The 25795-nt window shown below is 63.8% G+C and carries 26 protein-coding genes and 1 tRNA gene; 14 read left to right on the top strand and 13 right to left on the bottom strand.

All coding sequences use genetic code 11. From position 1 onward, the window contains the following. Positions 1 to 4: 4 nt before the first annotated feature. Positions 5 to 403: a c-type cytochrome gene (locus F758_RS0108660; protein WP_024507496.1), complete on the bottom strand. Its 399-nt coding sequence runs from the start codon at positions 401 to 403 to the stop codon at positions 5 to 7. A 288-nt stretch (positions 404 to 691) separates the two neighbouring features. Here F758_RS0108660 and F758_RS46370 point away from each other — a divergent pair, with 288 nt between their 5' ends. After that, complete coding sequence (locus F758_RS46370) at positions 692 to 1480, top strand: J domain-containing protein (RefSeq protein ID WP_084305190.1); 789 nt, start codon at positions 692 to 694, stop codon at positions 1478 to 1480. A gap of 5 nt (positions 1481 to 1485) precedes the next feature. On the opposite strand, the gene F758_RS0108650 is transcribed toward F758_RS46370, so the two are convergent. The 5 genes from F758_RS0108650 to F758_RS0108630 form a co-directional block, all read right to left on the bottom strand. Beyond that, a complete protein-coding gene (locus F758_RS0108650; protein WP_024507494.1) occupies positions 1486 to 2364 on the bottom strand; it encodes an SDR family NAD(P)-dependent oxidoreductase in 879 nt (292 codons plus the stop codon). Between the two features lie 80 nt (positions 2365 to 2444). Beyond that, positions 2445 to 2981 (bottom strand): OsmC family peroxiredoxin, encoded by a 537-nt coding sequence (locus F758_RS43480; RefSeq protein WP_024507493.1) that lies wholly within the window; start codon positions 2979 to 2981, stop codon positions 2445 to 2447. A 304-nt stretch (positions 2982 to 3285) separates the two neighbouring features. Continuing rightward, positions 3286 to 3756 (bottom strand): YbhB/YbcL family Raf kinase inhibitor-like protein, encoded by a 471-nt coding sequence (locus F758_RS0108640; RefSeq protein WP_024507492.1) that lies wholly within the window; start codon positions 3754 to 3756, stop codon positions 3286 to 3288. Between the two features lie 68 nt (positions 3757 to 3824). Then, entirely contained in the window at positions 3825 to 4268 is a 444-nt protein-coding gene (locus tag F758_RS0108635) for a CBS domain-containing protein (protein ID WP_024507491.1), read from the bottom strand. A gap of 111 nt (positions 4269 to 4379) precedes the next feature. Beyond that, a complete protein-coding gene (locus F758_RS0108630; protein WP_198026437.1) occupies positions 4380 to 5264 on the bottom strand; it encodes a class I SAM-dependent methyltransferase in 885 nt (294 codons plus the stop codon). Between the two features lie 388 nt (positions 5265 to 5652). On the opposite strand from F758_RS0108630, the gene F758_RS0108625 reads away from it, so the two are divergent. Continuing rightward, a complete protein-coding gene (locus F758_RS0108625; protein WP_024507489.1) occupies positions 5653 to 6990 on the top strand; it encodes an erythromycin esterase family protein in 1338 nt (445 codons plus the stop codon). Positions 6991 to 7041: 51 nt separating this feature from the next. Here F758_RS0108625 and F758_RS0108620 read toward each other — a convergent pair whose 3' ends face one another. Then, complete coding sequence (locus tag F758_RS0108620; protein WP_024507488.1) at positions 7042 to 7539, bottom strand: YciE/YciF ferroxidase family protein; 498 nt, start codon at positions 7537 to 7539, stop codon at positions 7042 to 7044. 229 nt (positions 7540 to 7768) lie between these two features. Between F758_RS0108620 and F758_RS0108615 the strand changes: the two genes are divergently transcribed. From F758_RS0108615 to F758_RS0108580, 8 genes are all read left to right on the top strand, one after another. After that, a complete protein-coding gene (locus F758_RS0108615; RefSeq protein ID WP_024507487.1) occupies positions 7769 to 8797 on the top strand; it encodes an SDR family oxidoreductase in 1029 nt (342 codons plus the stop codon). Further along, a complete protein-coding gene (locus F758_RS0108610) occupies positions 8794 to 9780 on the top strand; it encodes a hypothetical protein (RefSeq protein WP_035721335.1) in 987 nt (328 codons plus the stop codon). Before F758_RS0108615 ends, F758_RS0108610 begins: the two co-directional genes overlap by 4 nt. After that, a complete protein-coding gene (locus F758_RS0108605; RefSeq protein WP_024507485.1) occupies positions 9773 to 10423 on the top strand; it encodes a gluconate 2-dehydrogenase subunit 3 family protein in 651 nt (216 codons plus the stop codon). The genes F758_RS0108610 and F758_RS0108605 overlap by 8 nt, the downstream gene beginning before the upstream one ends. After that, positions 10410 to 12086: a GMC family oxidoreductase gene (locus tag F758_RS0108600; RefSeq protein WP_024507484.1), complete on the top strand. Its 1677-nt coding sequence runs from the start codon at positions 10410 to 10412 to the stop codon at positions 12084 to 12086. The genes F758_RS0108605 and F758_RS0108600 overlap by 14 nt, the downstream gene beginning before the upstream one ends. 84 nt (positions 12087 to 12170) lie before the next feature. Further along, positions 12171 to 13424 (top strand): DUF763 domain-containing protein, encoded by a 1254-nt coding sequence (locus tag F758_RS0108595; RefSeq protein ID WP_024507483.1) that lies wholly within the window; start codon positions 12171 to 12173, stop codon positions 13422 to 13424. 9 nt (positions 13425 to 13433) lie between these two features. After that, entirely contained in the window at positions 13434 to 13904 is a 471-nt protein-coding gene (locus F758_RS0108590) for an NUDIX hydrolase (protein ID WP_024507482.1), read from the top strand. A 37-nt stretch (positions 13905 to 13941) separates the two neighbouring features. Next, a complete protein-coding gene (locus F758_RS0108585) occupies positions 13942 to 14571 on the top strand; it encodes a MarC family protein (RefSeq protein WP_024507481.1) in 630 nt (209 codons plus the stop codon). A 92-nt stretch (positions 14572 to 14663) separates the two neighbouring features. Further along, complete coding sequence (locus F758_RS0108580) at positions 14664 to 15248, top strand: DUF6496 domain-containing protein (protein WP_024507480.1); 585 nt, start codon at positions 14664 to 14666, stop codon at positions 15246 to 15248. Positions 15249 to 15288: 40 nt separating this feature from the next. On the opposite strand, the gene F758_RS0108575 is transcribed toward F758_RS0108580, so the two are convergent. After that, a complete protein-coding gene (locus F758_RS0108575; protein WP_024507479.1) occupies positions 15289 to 16548 on the bottom strand; it encodes a serine hydrolase domain-containing protein in 1260 nt (419 codons plus the stop codon). A 194-nt stretch (positions 16549 to 16742) separates the two neighbouring features. Between F758_RS0108575 and F758_RS0108570 the strand changes: the two genes are divergently transcribed. Beyond that, complete coding sequence (locus F758_RS0108570; RefSeq protein WP_024507478.1) at positions 16743 to 17012, top strand: hypothetical protein; 270 nt, start codon at positions 16743 to 16745, stop codon at positions 17010 to 17012. 1224 nt (positions 17013 to 18236) lie between these two features. Here F758_RS0108570 and F758_RS0108555 read toward each other — a convergent pair. Continuing rightward, positions 18237 to 19511, bottom strand: a complete 1275-nt coding sequence (locus F758_RS0108555; RefSeq protein ID WP_024507476.1) for a sensor domain-containing diguanylate cyclase — start codon at positions 19509 to 19511, stop codon at positions 18237 to 18239. Then, positions 19501 to 19674, bottom strand: coding sequence for a hypothetical protein (locus F758_RS49350; protein WP_157449910.1), 174 nt, complete (start codon positions 19672 to 19674; stop codon positions 19501 to 19503). Before F758_RS49350 ends, F758_RS0108555 begins: the two co-directional genes overlap by 11 nt. A 663-nt stretch (positions 19675 to 20337) precedes the next feature. On the opposite strand from F758_RS49350, the gene F758_RS0108540 reads away from it, so the two are divergent. Then, a complete protein-coding gene (locus tag F758_RS0108540; RefSeq protein ID WP_024507475.1) occupies positions 20338 to 21795 on the top strand; it encodes a glycosyltransferase family 87 protein in 1458 nt (485 codons plus the stop codon). A gap of 204 nt (positions 21796 to 21999) precedes the next feature. On the opposite strand, the gene F758_RS0108535 is transcribed toward F758_RS0108540, so the two are convergent. Continuing rightward, positions 22000 to 22413 (bottom strand): hypothetical protein, encoded by a 414-nt coding sequence (locus F758_RS0108535; RefSeq protein ID WP_024507474.1) that lies wholly within the window; start codon positions 22411 to 22413, stop codon positions 22000 to 22002. A gap of 108 nt (positions 22414 to 22521) precedes the next feature. Between F758_RS0108535 and F758_RS0108530 the strand changes: the two genes are divergently transcribed. Further along, positions 22522 to 23457, top strand: coding sequence for a LysR family transcriptional regulator (locus F758_RS0108530; protein WP_024507473.1), 936 nt, complete (start codon positions 22522 to 22524; stop codon positions 23455 to 23457). Between the two features lie 674 nt (positions 23458 to 24131). On the opposite strand, the gene F758_RS0108525 is transcribed toward F758_RS0108530, so the two are convergent. Together F758_RS0108525 and F758_RS0108520 are read right to left on the bottom strand one after the other, a co-directional pair. Next, positions 24132 to 24206 (bottom strand) — tRNA-Glu (locus F758_RS0108525). A 237-nt stretch (positions 24207 to 24443) separates the two neighbouring features. After that, positions 24444 to 24782, bottom strand: coding sequence for a hypothetical protein (locus F758_RS0108520; RefSeq protein WP_024507472.1), 339 nt, complete (start codon positions 24780 to 24782; stop codon positions 24444 to 24446). On the opposite strand from F758_RS0108520, the gene F758_RS0108515 reads away from it, so the two are divergent. Next, on the top strand, positions 24781 to 25794 hold the full coding sequence (locus F758_RS0108515; RefSeq protein ID WP_024507471.1) for an RluA family pseudouridine synthase: 1014 nt from the start codon (positions 24781 to 24783) through the stop codon (positions 25792 to 25794). The genes F758_RS0108520 and F758_RS0108515 overlap by 2 nt on opposite strands. Position 25795: the final 1 nt, after the last annotated feature.

The raw sequence follows: 25795 nt of genomic DNA, 5'->3' as shown, positions 1-25795 counted from the left end.
CACCTCACTTTTGGCTGGCCAGATAAGCAATGATGTCGTCGCTGTCCCGGTCGGCTACGCCCTGGAATACGCCCATGGTAGTGCCGGGCACCATATGAGCCGGTCCCAAGATCCAGGCCTTGAGCGTCTCGGCATTCCACTCCCACTGGGCCGTCGACTGGAACGCCTGCGAATATTTGAAGCCGCTGACACTGCCGGCCCTGCGGTTGAGGATGCCGAACAGATTGGGGCCGAAGCGATTGGATTCGTGTTTTGCGACGGTGTGACAGAGCGCGCATTGGCGCGTGAAAGCGGCCTCGCCTTTCCTAGCGTCGGCACCGCGGCCATCGCTTGCGCCCATGGCGAGCAATGCGGCAGCCGTCGCAGCGAAAACTTTCGCTGGACGGACGGCTTTGCGCCCCATGGATGAAGCCTGCAACGGGAGCCGCAGAGGTCGCTCGGTCATCGGGCCAGCCTCGGCCAGGAGTGAACACGGGCTCGGTTTTTCGCAACGCGAATTGAACGGATCGGTTCCAAAGCGGCATAGGCGGCAAAAGCGGGCGATGATGCGGCATGAATGGTTCGGCTTCCGCACAATTCAGTCATTCTTTTGCCGGGCTGGAAAAACACTATTACGGACAGGCGCCTGCCCCTGCTTATGAACAATTCGCGGCGCCGATTCGAGCAGGAGAAGACCGACCGCGAGCGAAGGATGGAGACGCTTTACGATCTGCTCGGCGCACTTCCGAACGACGATGCCGAAGAATTGAGGGCCGCTTTCCGTCGCGCCGTCAAGGGAGCTCATCCCGACCTCAATCCGGGCGATCCGGATGCCGGCTTGAAATTCCGCACGATCGTGCGCGCCAACCAGATTCTCAGCGATAGCGAGCAGCGCGCCGTTTACGACCATTTGCTCGAGCTCGCGCGGCGCGAGCAGCGCGAAGCCGCAAGGCATGCTGCGGCGAGCCGGATGTACAAGCTCGCCTCCATCGTGATGGCGCTGACCACGCTCCCGGCGGCGACGCTGGGCGGCTATGCGCTGCTCCTGAATCTGTCGACGCAGGCCGCTGCGCCGGTGAGCAATGCGGCGACCGAAACCGCCGCCGTTACAACCGCCGTACCCACAGCAGCGAACGCTGGAGCGGGATCACCCAGTGCGTCTGCGCGGGCCGAGCTTGTCGCCCTGATAGTCGCGCCTACGGCCGCAACCGAACCCGCCGCAGCCGCGGATGCGCCGGCCGCAAGCATCGGGCCGCCGCTCGATATCACGCCGGCCGGCGTGAAATCCCGCCGCGCGGCAGCGGAGGCAGTCAATCGCAATGGCAATCCGAACGGTCCGGTCGCAAGCTTGCGCCAGTTCGGGCGCGCCTTTGCCGGCATCGGCCGCGAAACGAACCGGCCCGTACACGGCCCGGTCAGCGCAAGGAAGAAGCCTCCGCGCCAAGCAGCCGAAGCGGATCTGTCGCGGCAGGAGGGCTTTCCCTCCTCCGCGCAGCCATAGTGGGCTCAGTGCATCCGATTGGAGACCGGCTTGCCTTTCAAGCCGTCATGCGAATGCCGGAGGTCAAGGGTCGGCGGCGGCTGCTCCTTGACGAAGTCTTGCGTCATCTCGCCAGGGCCGCCCTTGGCAATGGTGGTGCCGCCGTCAGCAAACAGCAACGCGCCGGTCACAAAACTCGCCTCGTCGGATGCGGCGAATGCGAACACGTTGGCCATCTCTTCCGGCGTGCCGCGCCGGCCGAGCACGGTGCCGGCCAACGTCTGCTTTTCCATGCGTGCATCCATCGGACCGGTTTCCTTGCGGGTCCAGGCGGTGTCGATGGGTCCGGGGCAGACGCAGAGCGCGCGAATACCGTATTTGCCCTGCTCGTAAGCCACGCCGCGCATGAAGGCGTGCAGGAATCCCTTGGAACCGCCATAGGCCGCCGCGGTGGGCTCGCCGACCTCGCCGGCTTCCGAGCCGGTTGAGATCACCACCCCGCGCGATTGCTGCAGATGGGGCAGCGCGAATTTGGTCATCAGGAACGCCGACCTGATATTGTTGCGGACGATGTAATCGAAACTCTCGATCGAGTAGTCCTGACACTCGGCGATTTCAGGAAATACGCCGGCATTGTTGATCAGGATGTCTAACTTGCCGAATACGTCGACCGCCATGGTGACGCAGGCTTTGGCATCGGTCTCGTCCGCGAGGTCGCCGAGAAACGGCTCGGCCTGGCCGCCATGCATCTTGATGTGATACGCCACATCCTCAATCGGATCGTCGGGCAATCCCGCGACGATGAGTTTCGCGCCCTCCTTGGCAAATTTGTGCGCGATCGCTTCACCGATGCCGGTCCCCGCACCCGTGACAATAGCAACTTTTCCCTCAAGCCGACCGGCCATGATACGTCTCCGCGGTGGATGGGTTGAGATGCGCGCCAAGGCAAGCTCTGCTCCGTGGCGGCTTTGACGATGCGAGTCCTCTAAACGTGCCGCGCGTTCACGACGATCTTCGTTCCCGCGAGCGCGCGCGACACCGGACAGTTGCGCCTGGCGTTTTCGACCTCCTCGCGGAACCTCACCTTGTCGATGCCGCGCACGTCGACATCGGTATCAAGCGCGATCTCCGTGACGGCAAATCCTTCGCCTACCTTCTCGAGCAAAGCCTTCGCGTGCGTGCGGATGCTTTCAGGCTTGAAGCCGGCACGCTCCAGCCCGGCCGACAGTGCCATCGAGAAGCAGCCGGCATGCGCCGCCGCGATGAGTTCTTCCGGATTCGTGCCTTCGCCTTTCTCGAAGCGCGAGCCGAAGGAATAGGAGCCTTCGAAAGCGCGGCTGCCAAGCTTGACGGAGCCGCGGCCATCGCGCAGCCCTCCTGTCCACTCCGCATCTGCCGTGCGCTCCGCAACCATGGAACGGGGCCCATCCTGACGCGCGGGCCCACTGTGCCGTTTCAGTTCCTGATCGATGATCTCGCGCGAGCCTTCAGCCGGATCCATGTGCGTCGGAAAATGCGCCATCGTTTGCTCCTGGGGGTCCTGGAGGAGGCGGCTTTCGAAAAGTGGCGTGACGCGCCGATGTGCCGCAGGTCGGGCCAAACAAGGACCCCGTCAGTTACCGAGGTAATCTGACGGGGCTTGTAAGCTGATCAATGGCGTGGCTCGCCGTTGACACTTTGGTTTTGGCTCGCTCTTCCATTGACCGCTTACTGACCGGCAAAACCCCGCATGACCGCTAACGTTCCGTTGCCATAGTAGTTTTAATCTTTGAGCGGACGCACGTGAGCCCGGACGACGGTGGACGGAACCCGTGACGAGCCCGACCTCAGCGGCTGTAGGTGCCGATGAGCTCGGCCTGCCCGAGCATGTGCTTCTCGGCTTCCTTCCAGATGTCAGTGACAGCCAGCTTGGGCGCTCGTGAAAGCGCTTCCACATCCAGGGCTGCCAGCTTGAAATGGTAATGGTGCGTCCCGTGTCCCTTCGGCGGTGCGGGCCCGCAATAACGTGGCTCGCCGAAATCGTTGACGCCCTTGCCAAGACGCTCCGTCTTGGCACCGCTGCCACGGTCGACACCCTCCGGCAACAAAGTCCGTTCGCCCATGATATTGTAGAGCCCCCAATGGCGGAACGTACCCGAGGGTGCATCCGGATCTTCCACGATCAAAGCAAAGCTCTTGGTGCCTGCCGGCGGATCCGACCATTGCAACGGCGGCGAGAGGTTTTCGCCATCCGCCGTGTATTTTGGGGGAATGGGATCGCCATCCTGAAACGCGGAACTCTTCAAGCTGAAGGTCATATCCAGCCTCCTGATGGTTGCTGATATCGGCCGCGGTCTCGCCCCGAGCGAAGGGCGTACGAGGCGCGCTAGCTGCCGTGACCGGAACGGCGTTCCTTGTCGGTGGCCTCGGAGATGCCCTGCAGAGCGTCCTGCGCCACGCGCCCTTCCGAGCGGCCGAGATCGGCGAGCGCGATCACACCGGCGAGCCTCTTGTCGCGGTTGAGCACCGGCAACCGGCGGATCTGATCCCTGGCCATGATCTGGGCCGCCGCTTCGGCATCGTCATCCTCGAAGCAATAGCTCACGCCTTCCGACATCACGTCACGGACGACCGTGTTGCCGGGCGTGCGGTTGTCGGCGACGGCCCGCATCACGATGTCGCGGTCGGTGACCATGCCGACCAATCGATCATTCTCTCCGACAGGCAGTGCACCGATGTTATCGGCGCGCATTTTGCGCGCCACGTCGCGTATGGTCATGTTCGGATCGGCGATCGCCACCTTTCGCTGCATAATATCTTGGACTTGCATCTGTCTGCTCCTGAAACCTGCATCTCGCGATTTCGCCCTCGCGGATCAACGGCGAGTGGGCCGACCGGTTTCTATGGAAAGCCGCCTAAACGGAACAGGGGAAGCCGCCGCTCAGGTCCTCTGCACCAGCCCGTAGATGACGTTCCGGTTCGCATCCATGAACAGCCGCCGCGAGGCAATTGCCTGTCTCGGCAAGTCCGACCAGATTTCCTCGACCTTGCTCTCGTCACGGAAAAGCAGCCGCCAATCCATGAAAGTCTCCATGTATCCGGCATCATGGATACCGCGCGCAAAGTTCGCAAACAGGAGCTCGCCTCCGGGACGGAGCATCGCGAACGCTGTTTCGGTCAGGCGTTTGGCCACGCGATCGGAGAGATGATCATACAGGCCCGCCGCATAGATGACATCGAAGCTGCCAAGTTCATGCTGGCCGGCGATCAGGCCGGTGACCGAGCCCCCAACCCGTCGGATCGGTAACTCGGCAAACGTGCGCGCAAGGTATGCGAGGGCCTCCTTGTCCTGATCCACCGCCATCCAGCGCGCGACGTTGCCTTCGGCCAATGCTCGGGATTGCGCCGCCTCGCGCAGATGTCCGGCACCGATGGAGAGAACTGAGATCTGGCGTCCACGTTCGTGGGCTACGCGATCGACCAGCTTTGCGATGACGCCGCGGCGCTCACGAATGGCGGCTGAGCACGCCATTTCGGAGGTGAAGCCGTAGATCTCGCGGCCGAGCCTGGTCGCGCTGGAGACGTGCGCCGCAATATTGGCCTCGCCATAGATAAAATCCAGCAGCCGCGCGTCGCCCGGATAACCCCGCGGCTTCCGGTAAGACCAGCTCGTCAAGGGGTCCTGATGAACGACCCGCGCCAGCGGATGATGCATCCACTCGCTTCTGAGCAGCCTCCACTTGTCGGCATCCAGCCGCTCTCGCAGGTCGCAAAGACCTGATACCAAGCACGACATCGCGTTTGCCGCCGGCGCCGTCGAGAACATTTGCAAGACTTCGTCCAGCAACGCGAGGGCATGATCGCGGCGATCGCGAAGACACGAACAACGCGCGACTTGCGTGTCCATCATCATGTTTCAACCCTTGGGCCGCCCGCGCGACCCTCCCCTCCATTTTCGAGGACGCAAAGGCTAGCCAGACCGGATGAAACCGGCATCACCCAAATGGGCTATCACCCAGGCCATGTCTGTGAAATCACGATCAAACTCACCGACCGGGCGGTTCACGATCGAAACCATTGCGGAGCGATCAGCCGATGATTGGGGGATTGACGATTGGGGGATTGACGCAGCCGAGGACGGTAGCCTGGAACGTCGGGATGCCCAACGAGTTTGCGTTGCTGGGGACGCCGTCCGAGAGCAAGGAGCCCGCCCAATGGCCCTCTCCCCTGAGGCCGAGCGCGCTCGCGCGCAGGCAAACCACGAGTTGATCGCCTTGTTGCGTGGCGCCGGCGAACATCTGCCCGCGCCGGAGCGGGACGATTTTGGTTCCTATTTCGACCGCTTCGCCGCCGCGAAGCTCGTGCTGCTTGGCGAAGCAACGCATGGCACGTCGGAGTTCTACCGGGCGCGCGCCGCCATCACGCGGCAGTTGATCGAACATCACGGCTTCAACATTGTCGCCGTCGAGGCCGATTGGCCGGACGCCGCGGCGATCGATCGCTATGTCCGGCAACTGCCAGCCGCATCCGGCGCCGAGCCGCCGTTCGAACGTTTCCCGACCTGGATGTGGCGCAACGTCGAGGTGCGCGAATTCGCGGATTTCCTGCATCAGCACAATGACGCTTTTGCGATGGACAAGCGGGTCGAATTTCGCGGCCTGGATGTCTATAGCCTGCGCCGCTCCATTGCGGCTGTCATCGACTATCTCGAAAAGGTCGACCCCGAACGCGCCCGCGCGGCGCGCCAGCGTTACGGCTGCCTCACGCCTTGGCAGGCCGATCCCACTGCTTACGGGCTCGCCATGCTATCCGGCCGCGACACCTGCGAGGATGACGTCGCAGCGCAACTGCACGATCTGCTCGAGCATCGCCTGGCCTATGTCGCGCGCGATCCGGAAGCCTTCTTCAGCGCCGCTCAGAACGCGCGCGTCGTCCGCGCGGCCGAGCGCTATTACCGATTGATGTATCGCGGCTCGACCGAGTCGTGGAACCTGCGCGACCGGCACATGTTCGAGACGCTGCAATACGCGATGCAGCGGCGTGGTGCGGGCGCAAAGGCTGTGGTCTGGGCGCACAATTCCCATATCGGCAATGCATCGGCGACTTCGATGGGCTGGGCCGGCGAGTTCAACATCGGCGAGCTTGTCCGCGACGCCTATGGCGAGGATGCGCGCCTGATCGGCTTTGGCACGGACCGCGGAACGGTGGCGGCGGCTTCCGACTGGGACGGCGAGATGGAAATCAAATCCGTGCGGCCCGCGCGCGAGGACTCCTACGAATCGCTGTTCCGTCACACCGGGCTTGCGCGATCTCTCACCGATCTGCGGCCGCCCGGCCGGCGCGACCTGCGCGAGGCGCTGACCGGCCCGCGGCTCGAGCGCGCGATCGGCGTCGTCTACCGCCCGGAGACCGAATTGTTCAGTCACTATTTCGAAGCGGTGCTGCCGGACCAGTTCGACGCCTTCATCTGGTTCGAGGAAACGCGCGCGGTGACGCCGCTCGAAGCACCGAATGTTACCGCAAGCGCCGACACCTATCCGTTCGGATTGTGACCTTCATGCGCGTCATTGCAACGGCCAAGATTGCAATGACCAACACCTGCACTACGCCGCGGCCAGCGCATCCTGGTTGATCTCGCCCTTGGCGAGCGAGGTCAGAAGTTCATCGGTGCGCTTCTCTTCTTCGAGGCTCTCGTGCAGCAGGCGCTGATCGTCGCGCAGCTCAAGCTGACCCGCGAGCGCCGCCACGCTGCCGTAAGCGGCGATCTCGTAATGCTCGAGCTTCTGCGCCGAAGCCAGCAGCCCGGCATCACGCAGGTCGTCGCCCTTGAGCATACCGATCATCTTCTCGGTTTCCTTGATCATCGCCTGGAGCGCCTGATCGGTGTGCGCATCCGCCTCCGCCTTGTGCTTTTGCAGGATCGAGCGGAGGCGATCACACTGCGTCGCGGTCTGCCGCCGATGCTTCTCGAATGCGTCCTTCAATGACGGATGCGACGCCACGCCGGCCATCCGCTCCAGGGCTTTGCCCAGTTGCTGTTCCACGCTGACCAGTTCCTGAAGCTCCGCGATGTACATGTCTTTGAAATTGGTGATCTGCATGGCGATTACCTTTCGTTTCCTGGCACCGTCGTTCCCGCGAAGGCCAAGGCCGACATCTGTGCGGCCTCCGCTGCTTCAACGATGCGAGGACGACCGCGTTCCCAACACGACCGCGCCGGCTCTGCTTCGCAGAAAATACGGGGAACGAAGATGGCGCGTTTGCGATTGTCGGAATAACCGAGCCACTTGATCGCGAAACCAGCGCGTCACGTCCTTCGGAAAGAAGTGAATGCCCACCATCGTCGTAACAGGTGCAAGCGCAGGGGTTGGTCGCGCGATCGCGCTCGAATTCGCGCGGCAAGGCGCCGATGTCGCGCTGCTGGCAAGGGGGCGAGAGCGGCTCGACAGCGCCGCCGGCGAAATCCGGCGGCTCGGCCGAAGGGCTCTTGCAGTCTGCGTCGATGTCGCCGATCCGGCCGCGCTCGAACAGGCGGCCGATCAGATCGAGCGTGAACTGGGCCCCATCGATGTTTGGATCAATAATGCGATGGTGACGATTTTTGCGCCGGTGCACGAAATCACACCGGAGGAATTTCGTCGCGTCACCGAAGTCACCTATCTCGGACAGGTCCATGGAACTCTTGCCGCCTTGAGGCGCATGCGGCGACGCGGTCATGGAACAATCGTCCAGGTCGGCTCAGCGCTGGGCTACCGCGCCATTCCGCTGCAATCCGCCTATTGCGCCGCGAAATTCGCGGTGCGCGGTTTTACCGATTCCCTGCGCACCGAACTCATCCATGAGGGCAGCAGCATCAGGCTCACCGTGGTTCAGCTCCCGGCCGTCAATACCCCGCAATTCGACTGGGCACGCAGCCGCATGAGCAGGAAAGCGCAGCCGCTGCCGCCGATCTTTCAGCCCGAGGCAATCGCGCGCGAGATCGTGCGCGCGGCCCACCAGGCACCGCGCGAGCTCTGGATCGGCGCCCCGACATTGAAGGCGATCGCCGGGAACATGATCGCACCGCACGTCGTCGACGACATTCTCGCGCGCAAAGGCTATTCGGGCCAGCTCGCCGACGAACCGCGCGACCCCGATACACCCGACAATATGTTCGCGCCGCCGCCCGGCGATACCGGCGCACACGGCCGCTTCGATCCGCAAGCGAACGAGAACGTCAGCAGTTTCGATCCGCATTGGTTACGGGCCGCCGCCCTCCTGGCAATTGCAGCCCTGGGACTTGCGACCTTGCTGGGCAGCCAGCGCGGCCGTGATCCGCGGGATCTGGCGCAATTGCGGCGATTGAGCAGGAGCGCATGACCATCACCTCAGGGCGCCAGATCGGTAGCGATATGGTTGCCGCAGGGGTTGGCGCGGCGTTCACCGCGGTCTGCGGAGCAGCCTTGCTGGCCCCGCGGAGCCGTCCTGCATCGTCCCGCAGGGCTCGTGCCGGGCAAGGGACCATTTTTCGCCTAAAGGAAAAGCCGGCCATCACGGCGGCGCGGCGGCTCAATCGCGCGGCCGGCGTGCTGGCGTTTTCGGTGCTCGCCGACAGCGCCATCGAGCATTACCGCGGCTCGTTCTGCAATCCGGCGATGTATGTGCCGCTGGCCGTATCGAGCCTCGCGCTCATGACGAGCGGTCACGGCATCATGGACCGGCGTGCCACAGCCCATCGCATGCGCGACGCGAGCTACGGCGCGGCGCTGTTGACCGGCGCGGTCGGCACCGGCTTTCATCTCTACAACGTTCTCAAACGTCCGGGCGGATGGCGCTGGGAGAATCTCTTCTATGGCGCGCCGCTCGGCGCGCCCAGCGCACTGCTGCTGTCCGGCCTGTTCGGCTTCATGGCCGAGCGCGTGCGCGATGCGCGCTCCGGCCAGCGGCCGCGTTTTCTCAACCTTCCGATCGGCCGGCTGACCGCCGCACTCACCGCTGCAGGTCTGCTGGGCACCGTGGGCGAAGCCGGTCTCCTGCATTTTCGCGGCGCCTACCACAATCCTTTCATGTTCGTTCCGGTGACGCTGCCGCCGGGAGCAGCGCTGGTGATGAGCGAAGTCGCGTTCGGTCCAAAGCGTCCCCACCGCGTCTTCTCGCGCTGGTGGCTGCGGCTGACCGCGGCGATCGGCTTTGCGGGCGTGGCCTTTCATGCCTACGGCGTTCACCGCAACATGGGCGGCTGGCGCAACTGGCGACAGAACATACTCAACGGCCCTCCACTGCCGGCACCGCCGAGCTTTGCGGGCCTGGCGCTCGCGGGACTGGCCGCCCTCTCCTTGCGCGAGGAGGCAAGAGATGCGTGATCTCTATCCCGGCTATGACGTGCTCGCCAAACGCAACACGCCGTCCTGGAACGACATGACCCGCCGGGTAATCGACGAGCGGCTTGGCATCGATCCAGCGGCGCACAGCTTCTTCTCCGACGCGGAATGGACGACGCTGTTGGCCGTCTGTGATCGCATCATCCCGCAGCCGCCCGAGCGATCCCGGCCCGTACCGATCGCCGCACTGCTCGATCGCAAGCTCTCGCGCGGTTTGCATGATGGCTATCGCCATGCGCAATTGCCGCCGGCGCAAGACGCCTGGAAGCGCGGGCTGTTCGCGATCGACAGGGAGGCCGCTGCTCTCCATGACGCCTTGTTTGCCGAGCTCGCCGCGGACCAGCAGGATGCGCTCCTGCGCCAGATGCAGGACGGCAAACTCTATGACGCCGCATGGCGCGATATGCCCTGTGCACTGTTCTTCAAGGCACGGCTCCTGCCCGACATCGTCAAGACCTATTACGCTCATCCGACCGCCTGGAACGAAATCGGCTGGGGCGGACCGGCCAGCCCACGCGGCTATGTGCGGCTGCGCGCCGATTTCCGCGATCCCTGGGAGGCCGCGGAGTCCAAGCCCGGCCGCGCGACGCAAGCTTTGCGGGAGAACCGTCGTGTCGGCCGGTGAGCCCCGCGTCAACGCCTTGGCTCCTGATGATCCGACGACCACGCCGCGGGCGCGCAACGGCCACGCGCCGGACGTGTTTCGCATCAATGCCTGGATGCCGATGCGGCAATATGCCGATAATGACGAGGTGGATTTTGCCATTGTTGGCACCGGCGCGGGCGGCGGCACGCTTGCCTGCAAACTTGCGGAGGCCGGCTTTTCGGTGGTCGGCTTCGATGCGGGACCGTTCTGGCGGCCGCTGGAAGATTTCGCCTCCGACGAGGAAGCACAGACCAAGCTTTACTGGACCGACGAGCGCATCGTCGACGGCGAAAATCCGCTGCAACTCGGCTCCAACAATTCCGGCCAGTCCGTCGGCGGGTCGACCGTGCATTTCGCGATGGTCTCGCTGCGGTTTCGGCCCGAATGGTTCAAGTCGCGCTCGCTGCTCGGCTACGGCGCGGACTGGCCGCTCGACTGGCGCGAGATGTGGGACTATTACGAGCAGGTCGAACAGGCGCTGAAGATCGCGGGTCCCGTGAGCTATCCCTGGGGACCGAAGCGGCCGCGCTATCCCTATCGCGCCCATGAACTCAACGCGCCGGCACTCTTGTTGGCGCGCGGCGCCGAAGCACTCGGCATCCATTGGACGCCGACGCCGATCGCCACGCTCTCCGCGCCGCGCGGCGCCTCGCCGCCCTGCGTCTATCGCGGCTTCTGCGTGATCGGCTGTTCCACCAACGCCAAGCAGAGTGCGCTCTTGGTCTGGATACCCAGGGCCATCCGCGCGGGCGCCGAAATCCGCGATCTCGCGATGGTCGGCCGCATCGAGCTCAACGGCGATCGCGTCAGCGGCGTGCACTATTATCGCGAGGGGGAGTGGCGTTTTCAAAAGGCAAGGAATGTGGTGGTTGCGGGCTACGCGATTGAAACGCCGCGCCTGCTCCTGATGTCGGCCACCCCGCGCTTTCCCGCGGGGCTTGCCAATTCCTCCGGACTTGTCGGCAAGAACCTCATGGTGCAGGCGAACCAGGCGGTGTGGGGCGTGGTCGATGAGGAGGTCCGCTCCTACAAGGCGCCGCCGTCGCTCGCCCTCACCGAGCACTGGAATTATGAAGACCGCGGCAAGGATTTTTTCGGCGGCTACGCCTATATGAGCCAGGGTCCGCTGCCCGTGCTCTGGAGCAACACGCTCGCCACCGCGCGCGGGCTGTGGGGCCAGGCGCTGGTCGACGAGATGCAGCGCTATAACCACACGGTCGGGCTCAAGATCGTCGGGGAATATATGCCGCAGGAGCGCAACCGCGTGACGCTGACCGACGAGAAGGACCGTTTTGGCCTGCCGGTTCCGCGCGTCACCTACTCCTGGTGCGACAACGACAAGAAGCTCAATCGTCATGCGCTCGCTTTCATGCGCCAGGCGCTTGAGGCCGTCGGCGCGCGCGAAATCTGGGACCAGGAGGACGATACCGCCCATCTCAACGGCACCGCGCGCATGGGCGACGATCCCAGAACCAGCGTCGTCGACGCCGACTGCCGAAGCTGGGACATCCGCAATCTGTGGATCTGCGACGGCTCGGTGTTCCCGACGGTCGGCGGGGTCAATCCCTCGCTGACCATTCAGGCAATCGCCTGCCGCACCGGCGACCGCATCAAGGAGATGGCACGGCGCGGCGAGCTGTGAGCGCCGCAAAACAGTTGCCCTGCCCACCGCGACAGGCGATGAATGGCAGTCGAACAGAATCGTCCAACGCAGCTTCGCAAGCCCATGGCCAGACGCACCGGCAGCGCCGACCTTCCGCTCCACACCGGGCGCGTTCCGCCCTGGCTGGCCAGCCGCATGGCGCAGCTCGGCGCCATCGTCACCCAGGCGATCGTGCATCACTACGGGCGCGACGAGTTCCTGCAGCGGCTTGCACATCCCTTCTGGTTCCAGTCGTTCGGCGCGGTCATGGGCATGGACTGGCACTCCTCGGGCATCACCACCAGCGTGATCGGCGCGCTGAAGCGCGGACTGAAGCCGCTCGAAAGCGAGCTCGGCATCCATGTCTGCGGCGGGCGCGGCCAGCACTCGCGCAAGACGCCGGACGAACTGCGCCAGCTCGGCGAGCGCGTCGGCTTCGACGGCGCCAGGCTGACCCGCGCCAGCCGCCTGGTGGCAAAGGTCGACAGCGCGGCGGTGCAGGACGGGTTTGACCTCTATCTCCACGGCTTCTTTGTCACCAATGACGGCAAATGGACCGTGGTGCAGCAGGGCATGAACGGCGACAAGCGGCAGGCGCGCCGCTACCACTGGCATTCGCAAGCGCTGCAGGATTTTGTCGACGAGCCGCACAGCGCCATCGATGGTCCCCGACAGGGCGAGATCGTCAATCTCACCGATCATCGCGCGAAAATGTCGCGCGGCGCGCAGCTCGAGCTGCTCAGCGAACTCGGCCCCGACCGGATCGTCTCCGAGTTCGAGGCGCTGACCGACACTGCCCCGAGGCAAGCACTGCTGCCGCATCTGATCATGCCGGCACATCACGATGTGCGGCCGAAAGATGTGTTCGCGCGGCGCCTGCATGCGACGCTCGCCGCCGCGGAGCAGCAAGGGCCGCAGGATTTCGCCGAGCTGCTGCTGACACCGGGAGTCGGCGCACGGACCGTGCGCTCGCTTGCGATGGTGGCGGAAGTCGTGCACGGCGCGCCCTACCGCTTCCAGGATCCGGCGCGCTTCTCGCTCACCCATGGCGGCAAGGACCGGCATCCCTACCCCGTGCCGATCAAGGTCTACGACGAGACCATCCGCGTGCTGAAATCTGCAGTACAGAGCGCCAGGCTCGGCCGCGAGGAGGAACTCGGTGCCATCAAGCGCCTTGACGACCAGGCGCGCCAGCTCGAGCGCAATGCAAGGGGCCCCTCCCTCGAAGCTTTCATCGCAACCGAACGCGCCGCGTCGGCTGAGCTCGATGGCCGTTCCGTGTTCGGTTGGGAGCGCGACATCGCTGCCGCTGCGACGACTACCGAACGGTCCCGGTGAGCAGCGGTCGTGCCGGCCAAAAGCGCAGGAGTGCTCGCCTTCAGGACCAAGGGCCGCCGGCTGGAAGTGCTGCTGGTGCATCCGGGCGGACCGTTCTGGCGCAACAAGGATCTTGGTGCGTGGTCGATCCCCAAAGGCGAATTCGGCGCGGACGAGGAGCCCGAACAGGTGGCGCGCCGGGAATTCTGCGAGGAACTCGGCATCGAGCTCTCCGTGCCGCTGGTATCCCTGGGCGAGATCCGCCAGCGCGGTGGCAAGGTCGTCACGGCCTTTGCCGCGGATTGCGATGTGGATGTCGATGCCATCCGCAGCAACACGTTCGACATCGAATGGCCGCCGCGCAGCGGCAAGCGGCAGACATTTCCGGAAGTCGACCGCGCCGAATGGTTCGACCTGCCAACCGCGCGAAGCAAGATCAACGAGGCCCAGCGCGAATTGCTGGACCGGCTCGAAACCAAATCTAACAAAACGAAGCGCTAGGCGACTTTGCCCTGATGTCACTGGGGGTCGCCGATCCATGCTCAATTATGTGACGTCCTCCTTCGTGACACTGGCCCTGGTCATCGATCCGATCGGACTTGCGCCCGCCTTCATCGCCATCACCCAAGGTCTCGACGTCGCACAGAAGCGCGTGCTGGCGGTCCGCGCCTCGTTCATTGCCGGCGTCATCTTGATCGTGACGGCGCTGCTCGGAAACTGGTTCCTGGCCCAGCTTCGGATCGGACTGTCGGCATTCCAGATTTCCGGCGGAATATTGCTGTTCAGCGTGGCCACCCGGATGATCTTTGGCGAACGCATGCGGCAGGAGAGCCGTGAGGCCGAGACCGCGGCGCGCGAGAAGGTCGCCGATCTCGCGGCCTTCCCGCTCGCCATTCCACTGATTGCAGGCCCCGGCGCGATCACCGCGACGCTCCTGCTCGCAAGCCGCACCGGCGGCGATCCGCTATGGCTGCTCGCCTTGGTGCTCATCATTCTTGTTGTTGCGATCGCCTCGGCGATCTCCTTTCTGCTGGCCGGCCAGCTTGCGCGGATCTTGGGGCGCACGGGCAACATCGTGCTTGCCCGGCTGCTCGGGATTTTGCTTGCCGCCTTCGCGACGCAGTTCGTGGTGGACGGCATCAAGGACGCCTTTCATTTCGCCGATTGAACAAGCCCGCGTTCCCGCTGCCGGGATCATTTGGCGAGTCAATGCGTTCCTTTAAGGACAATCGTCTCGCTGAGATCGAAAGGAGCAGCGCGATGCCACGAAAGCAGACCATCAGGAAGGCCCAGCAGGACAAGCGCGAGGGCAAATCGGCGACCACCCAGGCCGGCGAGTTCGTGCGCGAGGAGATGGACAAGATTCGCGAAGGCGAGCATGGCGCCAGGTCGCCGCAGCAGGCGATCGCCATCGGCCTCTCCGAAGCGCGCCGCGCCGGCGTCGACCTGCCGCCGCCCCGCAAGGGCAAGGCGAAAACCAGCACCCGCCGCAGCGCCAAATACGCCTATGAGGCCGGCCAGGGACGGCGCAAGACCAAACGCCAGCCACGCGTGTCGCGCGCGGTGAAGGGCGTGCTGAAGCGCGAGCCGCGGAGCTCCGCATCGCGCAGCGCGCTGTCGAAACAGGCCAAGCGCGCCGCCGGCCGCCGCAGTGCCGCCTCGCGCTCAGCCGCGGCGCGAAAAGCTGTGCGGACCAAGGGCGCACGCGGCCGCTCGGAAGCCGCTCGTAAGGCAGCCCGCACCAAGGGCGCGAAGGGCCGTTCGGCGGCCGCCAGGAAGGCTGCGCAGACGCGGACGAGACGGACGCGCACGCGCAAGACGACGCGGCGCACGCGGCGGAAGTAGGAATCTGGTCGCGCGGGCGCGGCGTCTGGTTCACGGTCCTTCAGGCCTGCCCGAAGTCGCGATAAATGCCGCGCTCGAAGTGCCGATAGGCCGCGAGCGCCTGCGTATCGGCGAAGGGCAGGATCTGCGTCATGATCACGCCCGCGATCCGCATCGTCGGGTCGATCCAGTAATAGGTATTGAACAGGCCGGCCCAGGTGAGACTGCCCGCCCGGCGGCCCTCGCGCACGGGATCGAGATTGATCATGTGCCCGAGGCCCCAGCGCAGACGCGTGCCGGGGAAGAAATCGACGTCGTTGGACAGCGCCGGATTGGTGGTCTTGAGGACGCCCGCCTGCAGATTACCGATCTGATTGACCGCCATCAGCGCCACGGTTTCGGGGCGCAGGATGCGTGCGCCGCCGAGGCTTCCGCCGGCGAGCAGTGCTTGCGTGAGCCTCAGATAATCCGGCGCCGTGGAATAGATGCCGCCACCACCCGAAAATGTCGTCGGCATCGCCTGCCTTTCCAGCGGCTGCGGCACCAGGGCGCCATCCGCCTCGCGCACATGCAGGCTCGCCTCACGCGCGCGCTGCTTCTCGCTCAGCGAGAACGCCGTGTCGTCCATACCAAGCGGGCCCGTGATGTGGTCGCGGAAATAGCGATCGAGGCTTTGGCCGCTGGCGATTTCCACCATGCGGCCGACATGATCGATGCTGTTGCCATAGGCCCATCGCGTGCCGGGCTCGAACATCAGCGGCTTGCGCGGCAGATGCGGATGGTGTCGCGCGGCCTTCAGGTAGCGCACCACGTTCGGATCCCACAGCACGTAGCTGAAGCCAGAGGTGTGCGACAGCAGCTGACGCAGCGTGATCGGCTTTTGCGCGAGGCGCAGCCGCGGGGCGCCTTTCGCGTCGAACCCTGCGAGCACCTGCTCGGCGGCGAGCGAGGGGTCGACGTCGGCGGCCGGCTCATCAAGCCGAAGCTTGCCTTGCTCCACGAGCTGCAGGGCCGCGACCGAGGTCAGGAGCTTCACCATGGAAGCGATGCGGAAGATCGTGCCGGTCGACATGCGCGCGCCATCGGCCATGTTACGGAAACCGAACGCGCCCTGATAAAGCACCGAGCGCTCGTTCGCGGCCATGGCAACGACACCCGGTATCTCACCGGCAGCGACCTTCGCCTGCAGGATGCGATCGATGTCGGCGCGTTCTGGCGCCTCAGGCGGCGACGCGACAGCGCTGGACCGAAGCGGAAGCAAGCCTGCTCCCGCAAGCCCCGCCGTCCCAAGCAGCGCGTCACGCCGTGTGAGCAAGCCCATGGTATCCCCCTGCAGGCCGACTCCGTGCGACTGTCAGTCTAGACCTTCGCGCCTCACCCTTGAAGTCCCTTGTGCATAGCGCGGCGGAACCGTGGACAGAAGCGAGCTCCGCCACTTGCGAATCCCCGCCCCGTGCTAGCAGCCGGAGCGAGCGAAGGGGACGGCGGATTCGTCCGAGCGCGGGAGCGATCTTGATGCTGGTGATAAAAGGGCGGCGGCAGGCGATCCGGACGCTGCAGGGCTGGGCGGTCTCCGTGCTGCTCGAAGCCGACGCCATCTGCGAATGCGAGGCGCACGGCTGGCTGCAGGATCGCGCCGATCCGCAAGCCCGCGCGCGAGCACTTGTCATTGCGCGCGAGCAGCCGCCCGGGGGCGTCTCGGTGGAGGCGGCGGTCGCCGCGATGATGGAGGTGCTGGAGGGCATCGGCGATGCCTGCCCGGAATGCGCGGCGGAGGGCGCGTAAGTCACGCAATCCTCGCGTTGACCATTGCGGAGAGCCCTCGGATTCATTTTCAAACAGCATGAGATGCACGTCCGCATTCTCGCGGCGCTCTGCGCCCGAGTTCTGTTCGCAAACCTTGGCCCTCGAAATAGCCAGAGGGCGCAGGGAAGGCCGGGTGCCCGCCGCACCCGCGGCCCCGTGTGCAAGAATTGCGCGAGAAGCGCACACGGGAGTAACCACAGGTCAGGCGGAATCACACCGGCCTTCCCTGCGCGATGGCTTTACGGCTTACTCCGCGCTCTCCCCGGTGAGCCAGACTTTGTTGTCACCGTCGCCTTGCGATATCGGCGCATCATTGTCCGGTTGGACTCCGCGCGACATCCGCAAGGCTTAGCGCCAGCCTCGGGGCGCCAGGACCACACNGCTTCGCCGTACGCAGCGCATCGCTCGCCTTGCGCGCATCGATCGCTCACGAAATCCGCCCTGCGATCGAAAAGCGCGCGCGATGTTGCCGCGTCCATCGCATTCCGTCTCACGTTTCGTGACGATGGCGACACGCCCCTCTGACCGAAACGGAACGGGCGAGAACATACACGCGATTTGGATTCGGAAAAACAGAAATATTTTTGATGCTAGGGATTGACGGAGATTTGCGGAGCGTGCTCGGCGGGCAAATCAGTTTCGAGGAAAGAGCAGCCGGCATATACGGTGAGTAGCCCGCGTGAGCGCAGCGACACGCGGGACCAGAGCTCGATGCGCTCTCCCTGATAGCGTGCGGGAGAGTATTCATGCCGTCGAGGCTATCTGCGTTACTCTCGAGCCCAATGCGGATATTCTGTCCAAGGCTCTCAGGAAGTTGGAACAGAAAATTGCGATTCATCCAGCGATGAGGAATGGTTTTTCCTCACTCTACGGATACACGAATGACCAGGGCGGAATACGACATGCACTGATGGATGATGGGACAGCGAAAGTCGATGAACCGGACGCGCTGTTCATGCTAGGGGCTTGCGCAGCGTTCGTGTCGTATCTCATAAACAAGGCGCGATCGAGCGGCTTATAGGACTTTCCCGCTGGTGAATCGGTCCAATGCCCCGCACGATGCTCAAAGCCGCACCTGAGTCTAGCGTGAACCTTACCCCGAGCGCTCGGCTCGTCGCGTCACCGGCACGAGCCACTCAGCTCTTCTAAACTTCGATGGAGCACACTCCAGAGCCTCTCAACCAACGCCCCGCCGCCCTGCCCTCACGCCGCCATCTCGACGCGATTTCGACCGTTCCCCTTGGCGCGATAGAGCGCATCGTCCGCTCTCTTCAGGACGGCGGACAAATCCGTCCCCTCCGAGCCCGTGGTCGCCACGCCGATGCTCACCGTCAGCGGCTTGTTGCCGATTGCCGGGACGGGTAGCGCCTGGACCATCGCCCTCACCTCCTCGGCAAAGCTTCGCGCCTCGTCGGAGGACGCGCCTTCGAGCACGAACACGAACTCTTCGCCGCCTATTCTTGCAAGGAGCTGATCCGGCGAAACGGCCGAGCGGAGCACGCTCGCCAGACTCCTCAACACCTCGTCCCCGACATCATGACCGAAGCGATCGTTGATCGACTTGAAATGATCGATGTCCACGAGCAGCGCGGCATAGGATCGCCTCAAGCAATCCAGCTCCTCGACGAAGGCGCCGAGCTGGCGACGGTTCGGAAGTCCGGTCAGTTCGTCGGTGGTCGCCTGCTCCTCGAGCAGCTCCGTCAGGCGCACCTGCTCGGATATGTCCCGCACGATCGCAGTGAACTCGACCAGTCCGCCGTTGTTGATCTTCGATATTGCGATCTGCAGCGGCACGGTGCTTCCGTCGCGCCGCCGCCCATACACCCGATTTCGCTCCTCCATCTGCCGCGATTGAATTGGCGAGGTGGCGAAGCGATTGACGTGCGTCCTGTGATGTGCGCGGTTCGCTTCCGGGATCAGGATCTCGATCGACTTTCCCAGTATTTCCTCCCGGCTGTATCCGAACAGGATTTCAGCCGAGCAATTGAACAGCACGATGCGCTGCTCGTGATCGATCGATATGATCGCATCATATGCGGCATCGACGACGAGGCGGAAACGGGAGGTGCTGACTTCAAGGTCCTTCAGGAGGCGCATCTTCGCGGTGATGTCGATCCCGCTCAGGAGCACCTGATATTGGCCTTGCGCGATGGCATCGACCCTGAATGGCTTCAAGGACAGCCGCCACCAGTGCGTCTTGTCCGAGAAGTCGTACGCCTGCTCCAGCTCCATGGGCTCCAGCGTGGCGAAGCACTGTTCGATTTTCGAGACCAGTTCGCGCCGGGCGTAGGTCGGAAACAAGCTCTCGACGTATGGCGGCCCGACCCGGCCGAGTCGCGGCCGCCCGACCATTTCGATGAAATTTGCATTCCACGCCGTGATCGGAAATCCCCGATCAGTCGAGGGGGCGATGACCGCAACGCTTGACGAGATACCGTCAACAAACTGTTGAAGGCTCCCTACCCACTCATTGTTCATTGACCATTACCAACGGCAATTGCACCAAACGCAAGCAGAGCGAAATGCCGTTCACCAGCCGATGCGTCGAATTGCCCTCGAACGCTCGGTATTGGGCGCCCGACAGGAGCTGCATCTGCAGCGTCTCGGCATGACGAATTGGGATCGTTTCGCGAACCTGCACTGAAATCGGGAAATCGTCGCCGCAGCGACTTAGGAACTATCCTGCCGGGTTTTCGTAAAGCTTTGCTTTACCGGGGCCCCCGCGCACGCCGTCCGCCTCCTGCTCAAGCAATGCGAGCACCGGAACCGAGTTGCGCGTTGAAATAAGGCAGGAGGCGGAAGATTGGCGGAGTGCGCCTCAATCGCGCGCCGATCGCAGCGGCGCACAAGCGTCGTCCGCATGAGCGCAGCGAGGCGCGGCGTCGCATGGCGAGGACTGGTCTTTTTAACTCTCCAGGCAGCGCGTCTTACTGACCGATTCCAACAAACGGGGCGCTCGTGTCGGACGGCACCACGGGCGGGCCGTATGGATCGATCCGGTCATCCTGAGCGCGTCAGCACGAATTTTAACTAAGCTTTTTAGCGATGCGAAATGGAAATTCTTCTATGAGTCGTGATCGATCACAAATGGCCAAATGGATCGCCTGTGAGAAGCAGAAAGCGCGAGGCCTCAATGCATATTGCGCGCAGAGAAGTTCCGCTCGTCGGCGCTCTTGCTGTCGTCTCCGGGCTTTCGCTCATAATGCCGCCGCGAGCCGCGGCTGAAGAAGATCAAGGCTGGCCCCGATACGCCTCGTCAATGCGGGGATCTCTTAAGGCTTCCCGAGCAGCCAAGCCCTAGCCGATGAGCCCGCTGCAGAAAAGATTCCTGCTATTGGTTGCGATGTGCCTCGCAATGCAGGCCAGCGTTAATCTGATCATGTATTTCCATGGCCTGTCGGATGGCTCGCGCTTCGGCGGCGACTTCATTTGTTTTTGGAATGCGGCTCATCGCGTGCGGCAGGGCGATATCGCCAGCATCTATGAGCCCGATACGTGGCATAGAATCCTGTCAACGAATGAGCCAGGCGTCATCTCTTGGTTCGTATATCCGCCCTTCACCCTATTTGCATTGTGGCCGCTGGGCGGTGCGACCTACAACGAGGCGGTCCTGGCTTGGTCGCTCGTTCCCCTGGCCTTCTATTTTGCGTTGATCGTTTTGTTGGCGAAGCGCTCCGGCTTGGGTGCTGGCGCCAACCCTGCATGCGATCATAACTGGCCGCGAACGCAGGCTTGCGCGGTACTCATCGCGTTCTCGTTGCCCTTTCTCGGCGCCAATCTGTTTTGCGGACAAACAGGCGCGCTCATTGCCGTGTTCTTTCTGGGTGCAGCGTATTTCTGGCCGAAGCGTCCCGTTCTGGCAGGAATTTGTGTCGGCCTTTTGGCAATCAAACCACAAATGGGGCTGTTGATACCTTTCGCGCTCATAGCATCCGGTCGATGGCGCACTATCGCGGCCGCAGCGACGACTGTCCTTTCTTTGATCGTCCTCTCGACGATATGGCTGGGAGCTGCGATCTGGACGGATTACTTCCGTATGACCCAGTTGTTCGGCCGTTTCATTGGCAAGGGTTACTACCAGATACAGCAACTCGTGGTCGGCCCCTATGTGTCGCTGCAAGGAGCCGGAATGCCGGCTGCTCTCGCGGGCTTTTTGCAGGCAGTCGTGAGTGTTGCGGTCCTGGGCGTGATCATCCAGGTTTTTTCGCAGCGTGAGCCACATAAGCAGGATGATGGCAGGCTTGATCTTCGATTGGCGCTTCTGGCCGCGGGGACGCTGCTCGTGACGCCGTACTCATTGTCTTACGACACGCCGCTGCTGATTTTATCCTTTATCCCGCTGCTCGCACGCAGTTGGCGTGATGGCTGGGAGGGGATTGAATTAGCCTCGCTAACCGCGCTGCTCGCCCTGCCCTACGCACAGCTTCTCGCAGTCGGCAGCCATGTTCCGTTTGCCTTCCTGGCCCTTTTACTATGGTTTGGCGTGCTATACCGGCGCTTTAGGAGGGAAAACCCAGCCCAGCCGGCCGGGTTGCCATATCCGGCATGGCGCTCCCAAGGGAACGGTGAAAACTCTCCGATTTCAATGAGTTTGCCACTCGTTGTGATTCTAATCCCGCCATTGGAGCACAATGGATATTTTTGTGATTGGCAAACTCTAGATCCGGGCGTCGGGCCGCTGATCCGAACGGCTGAGACAGCAATAGTTCCAATGGGGGACTCGCGACCGCCCTACCGACATTCGCTGATGGTAGCGGTTTGATCTAACGGCAGGGTGTATTCAGCTTGGAAGGGTTTCGCCAGTTGAACACTTTCAAGGCGCATTCGGGCAAAAGACAACTCTAGGCGCGATTGAACCCAAATAGCTTTTCTGGATTGTCCGAATTGTAGAACGATCAATTCCCCGGCTCGTTGCTTGTGTCAAGCTTCGTTAAGGCGAAATGCAGAGGCCGCCGCCTCCATGCGTTCACATCGCCTTGGCGAGCGCGAACAACCGGAAATCCTTGAGCGCCGCGTGCCGATGCGGGGCGGCTTCGCGCCGGTAGGTCTCGGTGTCGACGATCGAGCGGAAGGTGGCGAAATCGCCGTATTCATTGATCGCCGCTTCGTCCCAGCGTTCGCCTTGCGGGCCAACGAGGCTCGCCAGGACCGGCCCGGAAAACATCCGCACGAGCGGCTTACCGGCTGCGAGACGCCGGAACGCGGGTCTATAGCGTTCATGAAAGGCTTCGCGGCCCGAACAGGGAGCAGCGTCGAAGCCGTCCTCGTAACGCGCATACGCGCGGTAGCGCAGCAGATTGAGCATATAGACCGGCTGGCCGGGGGGAATCGCGCGCTCGGCGGCGTCGAGGGCTTGCAGGGTGATTTCGATGGGGTTCATGGGACTTCCCGCGGTTTCTAGCGGCGCGGATTGCGCGCTGACGCTCCCCATTTGCCCCCTCCGGAACGGCTCTTGTAGCGACCACACCGCCATGACTATGTGGACTGGATGTCCACAACGGCCTTGCCTCCCGACCTCTCGCGTCTTCTCGCCTTCGTCCGCGTCGTCGAGGCGGGCTCCTTCGCCGAAGCCGCGCGGCGGGCGGGGACGACCACCTCGGCGATGTCCAAGGCGGTCGCCCGCCTCGAACAGGCTCGCGGAATGCGGCTCTTGCATCGCTCCACCCATTCGCTGGCGCTGACCGAAGAGGGCGACCGGCTGATGGCGGCGGGACGCGCGCTGGCCGAAAGTCTCGCCCGTGTCCAATCCGCGCTCGGCGAAGCCGCGCGCGACGATGGCGGACGGGTGCGCGTGACCGCCCCCGCCTCGTTCGCGCGCGCCTGCATCCTGCCGCGACTGCCCGCGTTCCTGCGGGAGCGGCCGGAAATCGAGATCGAGATCAAATTCCGCAACGAGATTCTCAATCTCGCCGCGGAAGGCGTCGACGTCGCGATCCGCTCAGGACCCCTCGACCGCGTGCCCGGCCATCAGGCACGGCGGCTTTGCACGTTCTCCTGGATCGCTTGCGCCTCGCCCGCCTATCTGAACGCGCGCGGCGCGCCGGCGACTCCATCCGAGCTTTCCGCGCATGACCACGTCGGCTTCCGCAATCCCGCGAGCGGCCAGATCCTGACCTGGCGCTTCGCCGACCCGCGCGGCAAAGGACCCGTTCGCGTCGTGCCCAAGCCCAAGCACATTTGCGACGACGCGCACGCTTCGCTCGCTTTGATTGCGAATGGGTTCGGCGTCGGCTGGGGGCCGGCGTGGCTCGTCCATGAAGATCTGCGCACCGGCCGGCTCGTCGAAGTGCTTGCGCCCTGGCGCGCGCCGGCGGAGCCCCTATGGATGCTGCGCACCTCCAACCGCCGCCCGCCCCTGCGCACGCAGCGCGTCATGTCGTTCCTCGCCACGCTTCCCGCCGCGTTCAGCGACAAGGCGGGATGAAGCGTCGTCCGTCAGCCGGGCTCCGCGGTCGGCGTGTAGGACGGAGCCGCTTGGGAGGGGGAAATCGGGGACAGACCACGATTTCCCCGGCTCCTGGGCTTCCGCCAGGGCACGGTAAGCGATCTGCAGACGGGGATCGTGCAGACTACCAACTACGATCTCGACTTTCCGTGCATCAGCCTGATGGCGACGGCGCTCGCCGAGGCTGGCCCGACCCACATGAGATCATGGCGATCACCGGCCATCGGACGATTGAGGAGGTGCAGCGCTACACCAAGATGGCGAGTAAAAAAAAACGGCTGACTCCGCGATGGCGAAGCTCCGGCTCAACTCTTGACAATGAAGATGCAGACGACAGCCAAGCCAAGCACGATGGCGGCGAGACAAGACCAGGGATTAATGACAGCGCTAACGAGTGCGGCGAGGACAAACGCAAGTTGTACGGAAGTCATTGCGGCGAGGCTCCGCTGATAGGTGCCTCTCGCCCGGCTCGGACAAGGGAAACCCTGATCAATCGCTGGCGGCGCCTCCGCCCATTAGCGGATGATCTACCCTCAAAATGCAGCGGTAGCAGTGTCCCGTGAACGTATGCGGCACATGGCGTGTCGCAGCGGAAACCGGAGTGGGACAAAAACCAGAAATTTGATAGAAGTTACAACAGTGTTCTTTGCTGTTGGCGCTCCCAAGGGGAATCGAACCCCTGTTTTGGCCTTGAGAGGGCCACGTCCTAACCGCTAGACGATGGGAGCGGAGGGCTCAGGGAATAGCCTTGAAATGCGTCGGCCGCAAGGTCGGCGAGGATCAAAGCAGGCGGGAAAGGGAGGCAGCCGGGCCGTTCATCCTTCGAGGCTCGGTTTCGCGAGCACTTCCAGCGACAAACGGCAAGCCGTTTGCGCGGGGACGACGGAACTGGCGGCTGATCAGACCGCAGAGGCAAAGGTTTGCCGGAGTTTTCTCTTACTCGCGAAGTTCAGGCTCACTCGCCCCTACGGCTCATTGGCAAATTTCAGCCGGCCTGTCGGTTTCAGCGTCCGTGCGTCGAAGGTGCGGATTTCGGTCGTCCCGCCCACGTCGAGCGTGACCACGAGCTGGTCGCCGGCGACCGCCGTGGAGGTGATTCGGGCGCCCTTGGGCAGGACGGCCGTCACATCGGATGTCGTGGTGACGCTTCCCCCGCTGCGGAAAAGGCGGTAGCCGATGGCGATCAGAACGGCTGATATCGCGATCGCCGTGGTCAGCCCCGCGATCAGCATCATCCGCCTGACCCGTGCGACCAGCGCGGCCTGTTCGGGGGTCTGTCCGGGGAGTTCAGTCGTATCGGTCATGCAAGGCTCAATCGCTCACACCGCCCAAAAACTCGAGGTCACCGTCGCAGGCGACGAGGGATCGGCCCGGCTCGACCGCGTGCTGGCGCAGCGCGTGCCGGACCTGTCGCGGTCCCGGCTGAAGGCGCTGATCCAGCAAGGGCAGGTCGCGATCGGGGCCGTCCCCATCCGCGACCCCGCTTATCACGTGAAGGAGGGCGACACGATCACAATCGACGTGCCGGAGCCCGCCGATCCCACGCCCAAGGGCGAAACCATCGCGCTTCGCATCATTTATGAAGACGACGACATCATCGTCATCGACAAGCCGGCCGGGCTCGTCGTGCACCCGGCCGCCGGCCACGAGACCGGCACGCTGGTGAACGCGCTGATCGCCCATTGCGGGGCCAGCCTCTCGGGCATTGGCGGGGTGCGCCGGCCCGGCATCGTGCACCGGCTGGACAAGGACACCTCCGGCCTGATGGTCGTGGCCAAGAACGATCTCGCCCATCAGTCGCTGACGGCGCAATTCGCCGATCACGGCCGCACCAATGAAATGGAGCGCGGCTATCTCGCCTTCGTCTGGGGCGTGCCCAACCGGGCGCGTGGCACCGTCGAGGCGGCGATCGACCGCCATCCGTACGCCCGGGAGAAAATGGCGGTCCGCGCCGGCGGCCGCGCGGCGGTCACCCACTATGAGGTGCGCAAGACCTTTACAGGCCGCGACGGCAAGCCGGTGGCCTCGCTGTTGGCCTGCCAGCTCGAGACCGGACGGACCCATCAGATCCGGGTGCATCTTGCCCATATCGGTCATCCCCTGCTGGGCGACGCCGTCTATGGCCCGCATTTCAAGACCAAGGCGAGCCAGCTCGGACCAGAGGCGCAAGCCGCCTTGGCCGGCCTTGGCCGTCAGGCACTCCATGCATACCTCTTGGTATTCGAGCACCCCCGCACGGGGCAAGTTTTGCGCTGGGAAACGCCGCTGCCGGAGGATTTGCTTCTCCTGGAAAGTACCCTCGAGGCGGCGAGATGAC

Source organism: Bradyrhizobium sp. ARR65, from assembly GCF_000472385.1.
In the GTDB taxonomy this organism is placed as follows: domain Bacteria; phylum Pseudomonadota; class Alphaproteobacteria; order Rhizobiales; family Xanthobacteraceae; genus Bradyrhizobium.
Note: the sequence above shows the minus strand (reverse complement) of the source record. Positions and strands in the feature narration are given on the sequence as shown.